The organism is Streptomyces sp. NPDC043854 (assembly GCF_056436005.1).
This window is the reverse complement of sequence record NZ_JBWKDK010000007.1, coordinates 30,237-45,697: the sequence shown is the minus strand read 5'-3', so window position 1 is coordinate 45,697 and position 15,461 is coordinate 30,237. Positions and strand designations below refer to the sequence as shown.

Annotated in this window: 12 protein-coding genes; 5 read left to right on the top strand and 7 right to left on the bottom strand. The window is 73.3% G+C overall.

Going from position 1 to position 15,461, the window contains the following annotated elements:
- Positions 1–68: 68 nt before the first annotated feature.
- Positions 69–317, top strand: a complete 249-nt coding sequence (locus tag AC068A_RS09170) for an SCO4226 family nickel-binding protein (RefSeq protein ID WP_478582902.1) — start codon at positions 69–71, stop codon at positions 315–317.
- A gap of 267 nt (positions 318–584) precedes the next feature.
- Positions 585–2,012 carry a PP2C family protein-serine/threonine phosphatase gene (locus AC068A_RS09165; RefSeq protein ID WP_478582900.1) on the top strand — a complete coding sequence of 476 codons (1,428 nt, stop codon included), beginning with the start codon at positions 585–587 and terminating at the stop codon, positions 2,010–2,012.
- A gap of 180 nt (positions 2,013–2,192) precedes the next feature.
- Here AC068A_RS09165 and AC068A_RS09160 read toward each other — a convergent pair whose 3' ends face one another.
- Positions 2,193–3,674, bottom strand: a complete 1,482-nt coding sequence (locus tag AC068A_RS09160) for a DNA-binding protein NsdB (protein ID WP_478582898.1) — start codon at positions 3,672–3,674, stop codon at positions 2,193–2,195.
- A 228-nt stretch (positions 3,675–3,902) separates the two neighbouring features.
- Between AC068A_RS09160 and AC068A_RS09155 the strand changes: the two genes are divergently transcribed.
- Together AC068A_RS09155 and kstD are read left to right on the top strand one after the other, a co-directional pair.
- Positions 3,903–5,027 (top strand): aminoglycoside phosphotransferase family protein, encoded by a 1,125-nt coding sequence (locus AC068A_RS09155; protein ID WP_478582895.1) that lies wholly within the window; start codon positions 3,903–3,905, stop codon positions 5,025–5,027.
- 345 nt (positions 5,028–5,372) lie between these two features.
- Positions 5,373–7,172: a 3-oxosteroid 1-dehydrogenase gene (gene kstD, locus AC068A_RS09150; protein WP_478582892.1), complete on the top strand. Its 1,800-nt coding sequence runs from the start codon at positions 5,373–5,375 to the stop codon at positions 7,170–7,172.
- 95 nt (positions 7,173–7,267) lie between these two features.
- Here kstD and AC068A_RS09145 read toward each other — a convergent pair whose 3' ends face one another.
- The 5 genes from AC068A_RS09145 to AC068A_RS09125 all read right to left on the bottom strand — a co-directional run bounded on the left by AC068A_RS09145 (position 7,268) and on the right by AC068A_RS09125 (position 12,107).
- Positions 7,268–7,768, bottom strand: a complete 501-nt coding sequence (locus AC068A_RS09145) for a hypothetical protein (protein WP_478582889.1) — start codon at positions 7,766–7,768, stop codon at positions 7,268–7,270.
- A 206-nt stretch (positions 7,769–7,974) separates the two neighbouring features.
- Entirely contained in the window at positions 7,975–9,141 is a 1,167-nt protein-coding gene (locus AC068A_RS09140) for a thiolase domain-containing protein (protein WP_478582886.1), read from the bottom strand.
- Positions 9,138–10,211, bottom strand: coding sequence for a thiolase domain-containing protein (locus tag AC068A_RS09135; protein ID WP_478582883.1), 1,074 nt, complete (start codon positions 10,209–10,211; stop codon positions 9,138–9,140). Before AC068A_RS09135 ends, AC068A_RS09140 begins: the two co-directional genes overlap by 4 nt.
- On the bottom strand, positions 10,208–11,182 hold the full coding sequence (locus tag AC068A_RS09130) for a Zn-ribbon domain-containing OB-fold protein (protein ID WP_478582880.1): 975 nt from the start codon (positions 11,180–11,182) through the stop codon (positions 10,208–10,210). Before AC068A_RS09130 ends, AC068A_RS09135 begins: the two co-directional genes overlap by 4 nt.
- Positions 11,183–11,306: 124 nt before the next feature.
- Positions 11,307–12,107 (bottom strand): crotonase/enoyl-CoA hydratase family protein, encoded by an 801-nt coding sequence (locus AC068A_RS09125; protein WP_478582877.1) that lies wholly within the window; start codon positions 12,105–12,107, stop codon positions 11,307–11,309.
- A 192-nt stretch (positions 12,108–12,299) separates the two neighbouring features.
- Between AC068A_RS09125 and AC068A_RS09120 the strand changes: the two genes are divergently transcribed.
- The gene (locus AC068A_RS09120) at positions 12,300–13,952 is read left to right on the top strand and encodes an acyl-CoA synthetase (RefSeq protein ID WP_478582875.1); all 1,653 of its coding nucleotides are present in this window, start codon (positions 12,300–12,302) and stop codon (positions 13,950–13,952) included.
- A gap of 82 nt (positions 13,953–14,034) precedes the next feature.
- Here AC068A_RS09120 and AC068A_RS09115 read toward each other — a convergent pair whose 3' ends face one another.
- Positions 14,035–15,405, bottom strand: coding sequence for an alpha/beta fold hydrolase (locus AC068A_RS09115; RefSeq protein ID WP_478582873.1), 1,371 nt, complete (start codon positions 15,403–15,405; stop codon positions 14,035–14,037).
- Positions 15,406–15,461: the final 56 nt, after the last annotated feature.

The following is a 15,461-nucleotide window of genomic DNA, read 5'->3' as shown; positions in this document are numbered from 1 at the left end:
CCCGGCAGGACTGTTTCCGGCCACGGGCGGACGATGGAGGGAGAGAACCCCACAGGAGGTGTGTGGCGATGACGAAGTTCATGGACGTCCACCACGACATGAAGGGCATCACGCAGGCCCAGCTGTCGGCCGCCCACAAGGCCGACCTGGCGATCGAGAAGGACGAGGGCGTGCACTTCGAGCGCGCCTGGGCCGACCCGAGCTCGGGCACCGTGTACTGCCTTTCCGAGGCGCCCTCGGCGGAGGCGGTCCAGCGGATCCACACGCGCACCGGCCACCCGGCCAGCGAGATCCACGCGGTCCCGCTCACCGTGTGACGGCCGGGGCTCCGCGGACGCAGGCGCCCGGGGCCGGGGACGGGGAGCGGGCTGCCGGAGACGGCCGGCCGGAGCCGCGAACGGAATCATGACCGGAATCGTTCGCACGGTCAGGAGACCGGCCGGAAGGCCTTTGGCATATGCCGGAAGCAAGACCTTTGCGGATGTTGCCAAACGCCTTACAGCCCTTCGCGGCCTGTGCCACAGTCGTCGTAGGCCCACCCCCCTCTTCATACCTGGCCGTGTCGCGCCCGTATCGGAGTCCCCATGCCGTCCCACCTGTTCGCGGACCGTCCCGCGCAGCCGCCCGAGCCCGGGTCGGTGGACGCACTGATCTCGCAGACCCGGCGGCTGCGCGGCGGTGTGGACGCCGTGCGCCGCGACACCGTCGTCGATGACGAGGGTGTCCAGGGCCGCTGGCAGCGTGCGCTGTGCGACCTCGCCGTGCACCACCTCGACGACCTGCGCGAGCAGCTGGACCAGCTCAAGGAGGGGCTGCCGCCCGCCCCCGACCTCGAAGAGCTCCCGGAACCCGGTCCGCAGGACGACGCCGATACCGCCGTGCAGACCCGCGTCGGCAGCGCCGAGTGGAACCTGCTGACCGATGAGGTCACCTGGTCCGAGGAGCTGTTCCGGATTTTCGGCCGCTCCCCCGGGGCGGGCCCGCTCCCCCTCGACGAGCTGGGATCCACCCTGTTCTCCGAGGACCAGCCGCTGCTGACCGCGATGGTGACGGCCTGCCTGGTCGACGGCAAGCCGATCGACGGGGAGTTCCGCATCGTCCGGGCCGACGGCCGGGTCCGGACCCTGCACATGCGGGGCGAGCCGGTGCTCGACCCCGACGGCTGCACCGCCTCCATGTGGGCCGTGCTCCGCGACGTGAGTGAGCTGCGCCGAAGCCAGCGCGCCGTCCGCGAGTCCCGTGACTCGCTCCAGCGCCGACGGGAGATCGAACACACCGAACACCGGTTGGCGGTCGAGCTGCAGGAGGCCGTGCTCCCCCCCTGGCGCGGCTCCCTGCGGTTCCCGCACGGCAGTACCGGCGCGCTCGACGTAGCCGCGCACTACCTTCCCTCCGCGAGCAGCGCCCTGATCGGCGGCGACTGGTACGACGCGCTCGAACTGCCCGACGGCTGCTCGCTGCTGACCGTGGGAGACCTGACCGGCCACGGCGTGACGGCCACGTCCGGCATGGCGATGATGCTCGGCGCCCTGCGCGGGATGGCGGTGGCCGGCATCGAGCCGGGCCCGCTGATGGGCTGGCTCAACCAGCTGTTGGAGGCCTCCGTGCAGCCCGCGCTCGGGTCAGCCGTGTGCTGCCGCTACGACCCCGCCCGCCGGACGCTCTCCTGGGCCCAGTCCGGACACCCGGCCCCGCTGCTGTTCCGCGGCGGCGCCGGCCGCGCCCTGATCGCGCCGGAGGGCGTACTCCTGGGCGCGACCTCCGGGGCGGCGTACGGGCAGGCCGAGGAGCGGCTGGAGCCCGGAGACGTCCTGGTCCTGCACACGGACGGGCTCGCCCCCTGCAGTACCGGCGCGGTCCGGTCGGACGGCACCGAGCGGCTGCTGGCGCTGGCGCCGCGGCTCACGGCGGCGTGGTCGGCGCAGGACTGCCTGCGCATGGTGGTGGAGGAGTTCGGCGCGAGCGACCGTGAGGATGACGCCTGCGTGCTCGTGGCCCGGATCGCGGACTGACGGACGACAGACGACCGGGGGATGTCGTGGCCGCGCCGGTGGGCGCGGCCTTCCCCCTCTTCGTACGCCGGTGGCGGCGGACGGGGATGCGGAAGCCGAAGCGGACGCCGGTGCCGGTACTGGTGCGGGTACCGGTGCGGACGGGGAGGCGGAGGCGGATGCGGTGGGCCGGCTCACGGTCTAGACGGTGTGCTGCGCCGGGCTGTTGGGCAGGGCGAGCTTGATCTCGACCCGCAGGTCCTCGATGCGTGCGTACCCCGCGTACTGGGCGGTGAGCCGGTACATCTCGCGCAGCCGGTCCCACGTCCGGTGCGAGGAGGTCTCGTTCATGGAGACCAGGGCCAGCCGGGCGTAGCGGTCGGCCTGTTCCGGGTCGTCGGCGATGAAGCAGGCGGAGGCCATCGAGATGTAGTCGAAAATCTGCGAGCGCTGGTGGCCGCCGGACCGCAGCCGCAGCGCCTCCCGGGCGTGCTGCTGGGCGATGGGGGCGGCCGAGGGGTCGTGGTCGGCGAGGGTGCGGTAGGCCAGCGCCTGCATGCCGTGCATGTCGGCCTCGTCGAAGTGCTGCATCCACGACGGCGGGGGCACGTCGCCCTTGTCCGACACGAACAGGTCCTCGGCCTCGCCGAGCGTGCGGCGCATGGCCTGGCCCTTGCCCATGGCGGCCTGCGCCCAGGCCTCGATGGTGTGCAGCATGGCGCGGGTCCGCGGCAGGGTCTCGTCGCCGGAGCCGGACTGTGCCAGCTTCATCAGGTCCAGGGCCTCGTTGGGCCGGCCCAGGTGGACCATCTGGCGGGCGGCGCGGGACAGGGCCTCCCCGGCGCGCGGCCGGTCGCCGCCCTCGCGGGCCGCGTGCGCGGCGATGACGAAGTACTTCTGCGCGGTGGGTTCGAGGCCCACGTCGTGGGACATCCAGCCGGCCAGGACAGCCAGGTTGGCCGCCACCCCCCACAGCCGCCGCTGGAGGTGGTCGGGGTGGTGGTAGGCGAGCATCCCCCCGACCTCGTTCAACTGCCCGACCACGGCTTTCCGCTGCAGGCCCCCGCCTCTGGAGGCGTCCCAGGCGCGGAAGACCTCCACGGAGCGTTCCAGGGCCTCGATCTCCTCGGAGCCGATGGGGGCGGCCTCGTAGCGGTCGAAGGCGACCGGATCGGCCTGGAAGGATTCGCCGATGCGCTGGGGTTCCTTGGCTGCGCGCGCGTCGGTGTGCAGCCAGTCGTACATGGCGTTGGTGAGGGCGGAGGTAGCGGTGAGCGCCACTCCCGCGCCCATCAGACCGCGACGGTTGAGCATGAGGTCCATTCCCGTGAATTCGGTGAGGACCGCGGCTGTGCGTTCGGGCGCCCAGGGCATGCCGTCGGGGTTCTCCTGCACCCCGTCCGCCTGCCGTTTGGAGGTGCGCCGCTGCCGTACGAACCCGAGGTCCTCGATGGTCACGACACGACCGAGCCGCTCGGTGAACAGGGCCGCCAGTACGGTGGGTACCGGTTCTCGGGGGGTCTCCCCCATGTCGATCCAGCGACGCACCCGCGAGGTGTCGGTCGCCAACTGGTGGTGGCCCATGGCCGCCGCCTGCCGGTTGACCATCCTCGCCAGCTCTCCCTTCGACCAGCCGGCCAGGCCGAACAGGTCGTTCAGTCGGGTGTTTGGACCTTTGCTCACGTCAAGCCCCCAGGTTCTCGGCTGATTTGACCCTAGCCCTCCGCCAAGTGCCCAGCGACTAATCGCCAGGGTTCGCCAGGGCACGCTTCGTGGTCCGCCACCCTTCGCCGGGTGTCAGGTAGGAATGCGCCTCCCCGACCCGGTCACCGGCGGAACTCCCCAGGGTGAAGTACGGGATCGGCGGGGCGGCGTACGCAACTCGTCGGCGCACGAAGGGAACCGCAAGCCATGTACGCAGCAACGTCCTCCGTGTCCGCCCCGGTCCGGCCGCTCCGCACGCTCCAGGCGGGCGGCGGCTCCTATCTCGATCCCGGCCGTCCCGCGGCACCGGTGCCCGGCGCCCTGCGGGCACGGCGCATGCCGGGGGCCGTGGCGCAGCCGCTCAGCGGAAGAATCGACCTGTCCGGGCCGCAGGGCGCGCAGTTGCGCACCGCGCTCGCCTCGGTGCAGCGGATCTGTCCGGAGTTCGCGCCGGTGCAGGTGCTGCGGCGCAGCGGGCGGTCGGTCCTGCTGGTCGGGACGACGGGCCGGGCGACGGCCGTGGCGAAGGTTTTACTGGACCACTCGCCGGAGTGGCGCGAGCGGTACCGGCACGAAATAGCGACGTACCGGGCGTTCGTCCGGCACCGCCCGCCGGTCCGGGTGCCGCGGCTGATCGCCGCGGACCCCGAGAACTGCACGCTGGTGGTCGAACGGATGGCGGGCCGGGTCGCGGCATTGCAGCGGCACCCCGTGGAGGCCCCGCCGCGGGCCGACGTACGGGCTGCGCTGGGCGCGGTGTGCCGGGTGAACCAGTGGCGGCCGCCGACGGAGCTGTTCGAGGACCCGCTCAACTATCCGCAGCGGATCGCGCGGTACCACGAGCTGGGGCTGCTGACCGACCGGGACCTGGGTGACCTGCAGAAGCTGCTGCACGGCCTGAAACTCGCGGGCGTGCAGCGGCAGTTCAACCACGGCGACGCGCTCCTGTCGAACCTGCTGCTGTCCCCGGCCGGGCCGGTGCTGCTCGACTGGGAGCACGCGGGCTGGTACCTGCCCGGCTACGACCTGGCCACGCTGTGGACGGTCCTGGGCGACGCACCGGCCGCGCGCAGCCAGATCAGCCGGCTGGCGCAGTCGGCCGGACCGGCCTCCCGGGACGCCTTCCTGGTCAACCTGATGCTGGTGCTGACCAGGGAGATCCGGATGTCCGAGACGGCGGTCCAGCGGTCGATGGCGGCGGCCGCGCCGGCACAGCCCCTGCCGGCGGGCGCCCTCTCCTCCGGCGAGGAGCAGCGGCTGCTGCTGCGCCGGCTGCACGACGACTGCGGCATGGCCCGCAGGGCGGTACGCGCGGCGGTCGGGACCCGCTGACCACCGGTCGGGCCCGCACCCCCGTACGAAGATCCCGTGGCGTACACACCTCGTGTGCGTACCACGGGATTTCGTGCGTCGGGGCTCGCGCATGGCTTGACTTCCCGTGCTCCCGCGCACAGTTTGCTGCTAAGCGGCCTCGGGGAAGTGGGGTGCGTTTCCGCGTCGTCCGGTGCGGTGCATCGGCGTGCTGCCGCATCGCGCTCGTACTGGACGTACTTGGGTGATGTGGCAGTGCGGCGAGGTGCCGTGCCGGGCGGCGCGGGGGCGTGCCCCACTTCCCCGAGGCCGCTTAGAGCATCAGGTCTTGCCTGTCCCGCGTCCCCTCCCCGCTGGAGCCTGCCCATGACTGCGAGCGCCTCCCCCTCCCCCGCCCCGGGTTCCCGGACCCGGCCCTCCCGCCGGTCGGTCCTCGCCGGGGCCGGGGCCGGGGTCGCGGCCGCCGTGCTGCCGGCCGCCGCGGCGCGGGCCGACGGCGCCGGCCAGGGGGCTGCGCTGGGCGAGTACGACGTCGTGGTGGTCGGCTCCGGGGCCGCCGGGATGACCGCGGCGCTCACGGCCGCCCGGCGGGGCCTGAGCGTGCTCGTGGTCGAGAAGGCCCCCGCCTTCGGCGGCTCGGCGGCCCGGTCCGGGGCCGGGATCTGGCTGCCGAACAACTCGGTGATCCTGCGCGCGGGGGTGCCCGACACCCCGGCGAAGGCGGCGGCGTACCTGGCCGCGGTGGTCGGGCCGGAGGTGCCGGCGGACCGGCAGGCGGCGTTCCTGGCGAACGGGCCGCGGATGCTGGACTTCGTGATGGCCAACAGCCCGCTGCGCTTCCGGTACATGGACGGGTACAGCGACTACTACCCGAACCTTCCCGGCGGGCTGCCGAACGGCCGCTCCATCGAGCCCGACCAGCTCGACGGCAATGTCCTGGGCGCCGAACTCGCCCGGCTGAACCCGGCGTACCTGCCGGTCCCGGCCGGGATGGTGGTGTTCAGCCAGGACTACAAGTGGCTGACCCTGGCCGCGGTCAACGCCAAGGGCATGGCGGTGTCCGCCGAGTGCCTGGCGCGCGGTACGGCGGCGGCCCTGCGCGGGGAGAGGCCGCTGACCATGGGCCAGGCCCTGGCGGCCGGGCTGCGGGCCGGCCTGCTGCACGCGGGGGTTCCGGTGTGGCTCGGCAGCCCGCTGGTGGACCTGGTGCAGGAGGGCGGGGCGGTCACGGGTGTGGTGGTGGAGAAGGAAGGCCTGCGGGGTGTGGTGCGTGCCCGCAAGGGGGTGGTCATCGGCTCGGGCGGGTTCGAGCACAACGCACAGATGCGGGCGCAGTACCAGCAGCAGCCGATCGGCACGCAGTGGTCGGTGGGCGCGAAGGAGAACACGGGCGACGGCATCCGGGCCGGCGAGCGGGTCGGGGCCGCCCTGGCGCTGATGGAGGACGCCTGGTGGGGTCCGTCGATCCCGCTGCCGGGGGAGCCGTACTTCTGCCTCGCCGAGCGCACCCTGCCGGGCGGGCTGATCGTGAACGCGGCGGGTGCCCGGTTCGTCAACGAGGCGGCCCCGTACAGCGATGTGGTCCACGTGATGTACGAGAAGGACCGGGGCGCACCCGGCTCGCACATCCCGGCCTGGCTGATCGTGGATCAGAACTACCGCAACAGGTACCTGTTCAAGGACGTCCTGCCGACGCTTCCGTTCCCCGACTCCTGGTACGGGGCGGGCGCGGTCAGGAAGGCCTGGACCTGGGACGCGCTCGCGGGGCAGATCGGGGTGCCGGCGGGGGCGCTGAGGGCGACGCTGAACCGGTTCAACGCGCAGGCGTGGAACGGGTCCGACAGCGACTTCCATCGCGGGGACACGGCGTACGACCACTACTACACGGACCCCGCCGTGTACCCGAACTCGTGCCTGGCGCCGGTGTGGGCGCCGCCGTTCTACGCGTTCCGGATCGTGCCGGGCGACCTCGGGACGAAGGGCGGCATCGTCACGGACGCGCGGGCCCGGGCGCTGCGGCCGGACGGCTCGGTGATCCGGGGCCTGTGGGCGGCGGGCAATGCGAGCGCCGCGGTGATGGGGCACAGCTACGCGGGTGCGGGATCGACGATCGGCCCCGCGATGACGTTCGGCTACATCGCGGCGAACGACATCGCGGACGCGTAGCGGGCCGGGCCCGGCCGGGCCGGCGGGTCCGGTGCGACCGGGGCGCCGCGGGTCCGCGGCGCCTTCCGGTTCTGCGGGGCCGTCGGCCCCGGCTGTCAGCCCTGCTGGAAGAGCTCGGCGGGGAGCGGCTTGAGCAGGGCGTACAGGTCGTCGCTGATGGGCCGGTCCCAGCTGGCGATGGTGACCAGCACGTTGTCGCTGCGGTCGAACTGCACGCAGCTGATCCGGCTCTCGGAGAGCTTGACCTTCCGGACGATGAGGAGGTTGTCGCCCTGCATCACGGGGCAGTCCTCGGTGCCGGTGACCTGGACGTCCTCGTCGTTCTCGAGGGCGTCGAGGAGCTGGGCGACCTCGAAGGGCACCTGGCCCTCGCCGAGGTCCCGGGCCGGGGAGCCCTCGGGAAGGTTGCCGATGATCATTGCGGGGCCGCGTCCGCCGAACAGGTCGTAGCGGAGAAAGACGCCCTGGCAGCTGCCGTCGGGCGCGGGGAGGAGCCCGGCCCCGAGATTGCCCGGCCAGTCCCCCGGGTCCATGGCCAGGACGTCGAAGTCCGGGCCGGCGGGTGTGGCGGCGCGGTTGCGGCGGAGGAAGGACATGCCGCCATGGTACGTGGCCGGTCGCGGTTTCCGGATCCCGGGGCGGGCAGTGGCGGGCTCCTGCAGGGGTGGGACGAGGGTGAACCGCGACACGCGTCCGGGGCCAGGGTGGCGATCGCGGCGCGTGTCGCACAGGCCACGGTGCGTCACGCGCGACGGGGACGTCGCCGAACGCCGGCCCCGGGCCCGTCCCGCCCGGGAGGCGGTCAGGAGGCGGGGGCCGCGGATCCCACGAGCCACATCGCGAAGAACTGCGCCCCGCCGCCGTAGGCGTGTCCCAGCGCCCGCCGGGCTCCGGGCACCTGGTGCTCCCCGGCCTGGCCGCGGACCTGGAGGGCCGCCTCGGCGAAGCGGATCAGGCCGGAGGCCCCGATCGGGTTGGTGGACAGGACGCCTCCGGAGGGGTTCACCGGGAGGTCCCCGTCGAGTTCGGTCGCCCCTGCCTCGGTGAGCTTCCAGCCCTCGCCCTCCTGCGCGAAGCCCAGGTTCTCCAGCCACATCGGCTCGTACCAGGAGAAGGGCACGTACATCTCCACGGCGTCGATCTCGCGGCGCGGGTCGGTGATGCCCGCCTGCCGGTACACGTCGGCCGCGCAGTCCTTGCCCGCCTGCGGCGACACGAAGTCCTTCCCGGCGAAGAGGGTCGGCTCGCTGCGCATCGCGCCGCCGTGCAGCCAGGCGGGCGGCTTCGGCGAACGGGCCGCGCCCGCCCGGTCGGTGAGGACCATGGCGCAGGCGCCGTCCGAGGAGGGGCAGGTCTCGGAGTAGCGGATCGGGTCCCACAGCATGGGCGAGGCCTGGACCTTCTCCAGGGTGATGCCGTGCTCGTGGAGGTGTGCGTACGGGTTCTTCAGCGCGTTGCGGCGGTCCTTGTAGGCGACGAGCGTCCCGACGGTGTCGGGCGCGCCGGTGCGCCGCATGTATGCGCGCACGTGCGGGGCGAAGAAGCCGCCCGCGCCCGCCAGCAGCGGCTGCTGGAAGGGGACGGGCAGGGACAGGCCCCACATGGCGTTGGATTCGGACTGCTTCTCGAAGGCCAGGGTGAGCACGGTGCGGTGGGCGCGGGCGGCGACCAGGTTGGCGGCGACCAGTGCCGTGGACCCGCCGACCGAGCCGGCGGTGTGCACGCGCAGCATGGGCTTGCCGGCGGCGCCGAGGGCGTCCGCGAGGTACAGCTCGGGCATCATGACGCCCTCGAAGAAGTCGGGGGCCTTGCCGATGACGACCGCGTCGATGTCCGCCCAGGCCAGTTCGGCGTCGGCGAGGGCGCGGACCGCGGCCTCGCGGACGAGGCCGGCGATGGACACGTCGTGGCGGGCGGCGACGTGCTTGGTCTGGCCGATGCCGACGACGGCCACGGGCTCCTTGCTCATGGGCGGTCCCCTTCCAGGACGGCGACCAGGTTCTGCTGGAGGCAGGGGCCGGAGGTGGCGTGGGCGACGGCCCGGTCGGACTCGCCCCGGTGGATCCAGGCGGCGGCCTCGCCGATCCGGATCAGGCCGGCGGCCATGAGCGGGTTGGCGGCCAGGGCCCCGCCCGAGGGGTTGACGGCCACGGCGCCGTCGTCGCCGATGCCGAGGGCCTTGCGCAGCACGACCTCCTGGGAGGAGAACGGGGCGTGCAGTTCGGCCGTGTCCACGGGCCGGTCGAAGAAGCCGGCGTGCCGGGCCGCGGTCCGGGTGGACGGGGAGTCGGTCAGGTCGCGCAGGCCCAGGCCGTGGGCCTCGATGCGGTGGTCGATGCCGGTGATCCAGGCAGGGCGGGCGCACAGCCGCCGTGCGGTGTCGCCGGCGGCCAGCACGACCGCGGCCGCCCCGTCGCCGATGGGTGGGCAGTCGCCCGTACGCAGCGGCCGGACCTGGTAGTCGCCCGGCGGGACGGGGCCGCGGAGCTGGGCGTGCGGGTTGGCCCCGGCGGCGGCCCGGCTGCGGGCGCCGATGGCTGCGAGGGCGGGCTCGTCGGTCTCGCCCGCGTCGATCAGCGCCTGTGCCTGGAGGGCGGCCAGGGCCACCGGGTCGGGCCACAGGGGCGCCAGGTAGTAGGGGTCGAGCTGCCGGGTCAGGACGTCGCGCACCGGGCCCGGGGAGGATTTGCCGTAGGCGTAGACGAGCGCGGTGTCGGCCTCACCGGTCTGGATCTTGACCCAGGCCTCGTAGAGGGCCCAGGCGCCGTCCATTTCTACGTGCGACTCGGAGATCGGCGGCCAGGCGCCGACGCCGTCGAGGGTCATGGTGAACGAGAAGGCCCGGCCGGCGAGGTAGTCGCAGGAGCCGGAGCAGGTGAAGCCGATGTCGGAGGTCCGCAGTCCGGCCTGGCGGAGCACCTCGTGCAGGACCGGCATGACCATCTCGACTTCGCTCAGCTCGTCGGTGCGGCGCAGGTGGTCGCTCTGCGCGAAGGCGACGACCGCGACCTCACGCGCGCACCGGGTCCCGTCGGTCACAACAGCTCCTTGTACGTGTCGTACGCGGCGTCCGGTTCGCCGGTCGGGCGGTAGTGGTCGGGGTAGCGGCCGCCTTCGGCCCACACGGGCTCGACGCGCAGCCCCATGCGGACCTGGTCGTAGGGGATGCCGCCGATCCGGCCGTGCAGGGCGAGGTCGGCGCCGTCGAGGGCGATGTGCGCGTAGACGTACGGCACCTCGATGTCGAGGTTCTTCGCTTTGATGTTGACGATGCAGAAGGTGGTCACCGTGCCGCGCGGGCCGACCTCGACGCGGTCGGTGGTGGCGACCCCGCAGGTGGGGCAGGCGCCGCGGGGCGGGACGTACACCTTGCGGCAGGAGGGGCAGCGTTCGCCGACGGTGCGCTGCTCGGCGAGGGCGCCCAGGTACGCGGTCTGGGCGCGGCCGGGGCTGTAGGTGTAGTCGAGGCGGGCGGGGGCGACGATACGGGTGACGGGCTCGGTGAAGACCCCGTCGTGCGGGGCGGGGGGGCCGGCCGCGGGCCGGCTGGGCTCGTCCGGGTCGCAGGGTTCGAAGCAGGCGATGTCGGTGATGGAGCCGGTGCGTTCGGCGGCCCAGCGGATGCGGACCCGCATGCCGGTGCGGACGGCGTCCGGGCCGGGCGCGTCCAGGGCGTGCAGCAGGGCGGTGTCGGCCCCGTCGAGGCGGACCAGCACCCAGGCGAAGGGGGTGTCGAGGGGCTGGTTCGGGCGGGGGCGGCCGTTCCAGGCGAAGGTGGTGACGGTGCCGGTGGCGGCGATCTCGACGAGCTCGCGCAACTCCTCGGCGGTGGCGGGGTCGTACTCGAGGGGCGGGACCATCACGGTGCCGCCGGAGGTCTTCACGCCGAGGACGACGCGCTCGCGCAGCCCGGTGAGGAAGGCGCTCTGCACCGGTCCGAGGGACCGGGTGAAGGGGAACTCGACGACGAGGGGCGCGCGCAGCACCTCTGGCGGGGACGCGGCGGTCATGGGCGGCTCTCCCAGTTCTCCGGGTCGGGCGGTCGGGCGGGTCTCGCGGATGGGGCGGGTGGGGTGGGTGGGTGTGGCGGCACGGGCGCGCAAGGGGTGGCCGGCGGCCCGGGCCGGGCGCGCCTCAGGCGCGGCGGTACACCGGGGGGCGCTTCTCGGCGAAGGCCCGGGCGCCCTCCTTGGCATCGGCCGTGTCGAAGACGGGCCATCCGCGGGCCAGTTCGGCGGCCAGTCCCGCGGTTTCGTCCAGTTCGGCGGTCTCGTAGACCGAGGCCTTGACGGCTTCGACGGCGAGGGGTCCGCAGGCGTTGATCTGCTCGGCGACCTCCAGGGCCTTGGCCAGTGCCGTCCCGGTGGGGACGACGTGGCCGACGAGCCCGATCCGCGCGGCCTCCTCGGCGGAGTACGGCCGGCCGGTCAGGAGCATCTCCAGGGCGTGGGTGCGGGGGATCTGGCGCGGCAGCCGTACGGTCGAGCCGCCGATCGGGAACAGGCCCCGCCGGACCTCGAAGAGTCCGAAGGTGGCGTCGGCGCCCGCGACGCGGATGTCGGTGCCCTGGAGGATCTCGGTGCCGCCGGCCACGCAGTACCCCTCGACGGCGGCGATGACGGGTTTGCGCGGGCGGTGGTGGCGAAGCATCGCCTTCCAGTGCAGGTCGGGGTCGGCCTTGAGGCGGTCCCGGTACCGGTCTCCGGCCATGCCCTTTCCGGCGAGCGCCTTGAGGTCCATCCCGGCGCAGAAGTCCCCTCCGGCACCGGTCAGGACGATCGAGCGGACGGTGTCGTCGGCGTCGGCCTCCAGCCAGCCGTCGTGGAGGCCGACGAGCAGGGGCAGTGTGAGCGCGTTCTTCGCCTCGGGGCGGTTCATGGTGAGCACCAGCGTGGCGCCGTGCCGTTCGACGGTGAGGTGTTCGGTACCGACCATTGCCGTCCTCCCTCTGAAGACCTAGAACAGGTTGCAGGAGCGCGGGGTGCAGTTCAAGGGTTTTCTGACACACAGTCAGTTTTCTTGTCCCGCACCCTTCCCAGTTGGTGGGGGCGGCGCTCTAATGGCCGCCGGGCGGCCCGGCCGGCCGTCCGCCGAGGGAGCTCGGCGCTTCGGGGGTGAGGAGGAGCGGTGGAGTACAACCTTGCCGACCTGTTCGAATCGGTCGTGGACGTGGTCCCGGACCGCGAGGCCCTGGTGTACGTGGACCACCCGGGGACCGGTGCCGAGCGCCGCCTGACGTACGCGCAGCTGGACGCGGCGGCCAACCGCATCGCCCACCACCTCCGCGACAGCGGACTCAAGGCCGGCGAGCACGTGGGCCTGCACCTCTACAACGGGGTCGAGTACCTCCAGACCGTGCTGGCCTGCCTGAAGGCCCGCCTGGTGCCGGTGAACGTCAACTACCGGTACGTGGAGGAGGAGCTGGTCTACCTCTACAACGACGCCGACCTCGCCGCGCTCGTCTTCGAGGGCGGGTTCACGGCGCGGGTGGCCGCCGCCCTGCCGCGCACGCCGAAGCTGCGCCATCTGATCCGGGTCGGGGACGCCCCCGAGGGTGCGCCGGAGCCGGCCGTCGCCCCGGTCGCATTCGCGGACGCCGAGGCGGCAGGCGCGCCGACCCGCGGCTTCCCGCCCCGCTCCCCCGACGACCTGTTCATCATCTACACCGGCGGCACCACCGGCATGCCCAAGGGCGTCATGTGGCGGGCGGAGGACCTGTTCTTCGCAGGGCTGTTCGGGGGAGAGCCGTCGGGCGAGCCGGTGAAGCGTCCGGAGGAGCTGGCGGAGCGGGCCGCGGCCCGCGCGGCCGGGCTCACCTTCTTCCCCGCCCCGCCGCTGATGCACGGCACGTCGACGCTGACCGCGTTCATCGCCTTCAACTACGGCCAGCGGGTGGTCATCCACCGCAAGTACGTCCCCGAGGAGGTGCTGCGGACGATCGAGAAGGAGAGGGTGTCGAGCGTGTCCCTGGTGGGCGACGCGATGCTGCGGCCGCTCATCGACGCCCTGAAGGGCCCGCTCGAGGGGACCGACCTGTCCGCGCTGTTCAGCGTGTCCTCGTCGGGGGCGATCATGTCGGACTCGGTCCGCGCCGAGTTCCTCCGCCTCGTCCCGAACGTGCTGCTGCTGAACAACTTCGGCTCCTCGGAGTCCGGGTCCACCGGCCGGGCGGCCGACGACGCGGGCCCGGAGAGGGGCTTCCGACTCGTGGTCAACGACCGTACGCAGGTGGTGGACCCGGCGACGCACGAGCCGGTGCCGCCGGGCGTGCCCGGACGGCTGGCGCAGCACGGCCACGTGCCGCTCGGCTACTACAACGACCCGGTGAAGACCGCCGAGACCTTCTTCCGGAAGGGCGGCGAGCGGTGGGTGCTGCTCGGGGACATGGCCGCCGTGGACGACCAGGGCGTCGTCACCGTCCTGGGGCGCGGATCGCAGTGCATCAACACGGGCGGCGAGAAGGTGTACCCGGAGGAGGTCGAGCAGGCGCTCAAGGCCCATCCGGACGTGTACGACGCCCTGGTCGCCGGGGTGCCGGACGCGCAGTGGGGCAGCCATGTGGCGGCGGTGGTCCAGCTGCGCGAGGGCGCGCCGGAGCCGACGCTGGACGAGATCCAGAGCCACTGCCGGACCAGGCTGGCGGGGTACAAGATCCCGCGCCAGCTGGTCATCACACCGGCCGTCCGGCGGTCGCCGAGCGGGAAGGCGGACTACCGGTGGGCGAAGTCGGTGGCGGTGGAGGCCGATGCGGCCGCCCGCCGGGACCGGGTGACTGGGTGACCGGTGACCGGTGACCGAGTGACCGAGTGACCGGGCCGGCCGGGGTGACCGGGCCGGCCCGGGGCGTGCCGCAGGCACGGGCTCAGCCCAGCGTGAGGTGCACGACGTCGATCTCCTCGCCGCGGGCACGGGCGAACTCCTGGCCGCGCCCGACGGCGGTGAAGCCGCACTTCTCCAGCACGCGCAGGGAACCGGCGTTGTCGGCGGCCGCGTGGGCGTGCAGGGGCCGGCCGCCCTCCAGCGCGATCAGCTCGGCGAGCGCCGCGGTGGCGATGCCCCGCCCCCAGTGGGCGCGGCCGACCACGTACGTGACCTCGCGTTCGGCGGCGGGCCCGAAGACGGCTGCATGGCCCGCGACGGCCCCGTCGGCCAGGATCGTGCGCAGGAGCACTCCGGGGTCCGAACGGACCTTGGCCCAGTGCCGGTCGAACGCGTCGGCGTCGTAGTGGTAGCCCCGGGTGATCGCCGCCATCCACTGCACCCGGGGGTCCGTCAGCTGCTCCCGGAAGACCTCCAGATCGCCGTCCCGGACCTCGCGCAGGGACACCTCCGCCGGATTCGGAGCCGGAGCCGGAGCTGTGCCCGGGGCAGGGTCGGCCTCGGTGTCCGCGCCCGCCAGGAAGCCCTCCACCCGGGCCGCGAACCAGGCCGGATCGTCCAGCCACGGAAAGTGGCCGGCCGCCGGCTGGACGTCCACCGCTCCGCGCGGGAAGCAGGCGGCGAGCTCGGCAGCCAGGCCGGGACTCGGATGGGTGTCCAGCTCTCCGGCCAGCACCAGGACCTCGCCCCGGACCCGGCGGAGCGCGGCCCTGGTGGCCGACGGGTCGCAGGCGCCGGGGCCGGCGAAGGCGACCGCCGCCTCCGCGTTCTGCTGCCGTGCGTTCCCGGCCGCGTGGGCCCGGGCCGTCTCGTCCCAGCGCCCGTACGCGAGCGGCATCACCAGGTCCCATTCCTCCTCGGAGTCGCTGCCGTCGACGAGGATCCGGCCCAGGGCGGCGATGGCCGTGTCGTACGGTTCGCTGCCCGCCCGGATCCGGGCGTCCGCCAGGCGCTGCTGCGGGTCCCGCTGCAGGCCCACGGCCCATGCGGTCGGGGTGACCATGACGAGCCGGCGCAGCCGTTCGGGGTGCGCGGCGGCGTAGAGCAGGCCGAGGTTGCCGGCGGCGGAGTGGACCAGCAGGTCCATGCGCTCCAGGCCCAGGTGCAGCCGCAGGACCTCGACGTCGGCGACCTGGTGGTCGACCCGGTAGGTCCCGGTGTCGGCCGGAACGGCGGAGTCGCCCGTGCCGCGCAGGTCGAGCAGGATCAGGGTGCGGTGGGCGGTGAGTCCGCCGAGGTCGCCCAGGTACTCGGCGGCGCGCATGGCGCCACCGGGCAGGCAGACCAGCGGTTCGCCCTTCCCCTTTACGTGATAGGCGAGTTCGGTACCGTCGTAGGTGGTGAAGGAAGGCATGCGCGCATCCCATCATGCGACCACTCGTTCGAGTCATTGATTTCAGCCGCCCGGGT

Coding starts and splice junctions, on each gene's coding strand:
- AC068A_RS09125 (WP_478582877.1), bottom strand. CDS start 12,107: ATGGTCGGTACCGAACACCTCACCGTCGAACGGCACGGCGCCACGCTG.
- AC068A_RS09170 (WP_478582902.1), top strand. CDS start 69: ATGACGAAGTTCATGGACGTCCACCACGACATGAAGGGCATCACGCAG.
- AC068A_RS09145 (WP_478582889.1), bottom strand. CDS start 7,768: ATGTCCTTCCTCCGCCGCAACCGCGCCGCCACACCCGCCGGCCCGGAC.
- kstD (WP_478582892.1), top strand. CDS start 5,373: ATGACTGCGAGCGCCTCCCCCTCCCCCGCCCCGGGTTCCCGGACCCGG.
- AC068A_RS09140 (WP_478582886.1), bottom strand. CDS start 9,141: ATGAGCAAGGAGCCCGTGGCCGTCGTCGGCATCGGCCAGACCAAGCAC.
- AC068A_RS09155 (WP_478582895.1), top strand. CDS start 3,903: ATGTACGCAGCAACGTCCTCCGTGTCCGCCCCGGTCCGGCCGCTCCGC.
- AC068A_RS09115 (WP_478582873.1), bottom strand. CDS start 15,405: ATGCCTTCCTTCACCACCTACGACGGTACCGAACTCGCCTATCACGTA.
- AC068A_RS09165 (WP_478582900.1), top strand. CDS start 585: ATGCCGTCCCACCTGTTCGCGGACCGTCCCGCGCAGCCGCCCGAGCCC.
- AC068A_RS09130 (WP_478582880.1), bottom strand. CDS start 11,182: ATGACCGCCGCGTCCCCGCCAGAGGTGCTGCGCGCGCCCCTCGTCGTC.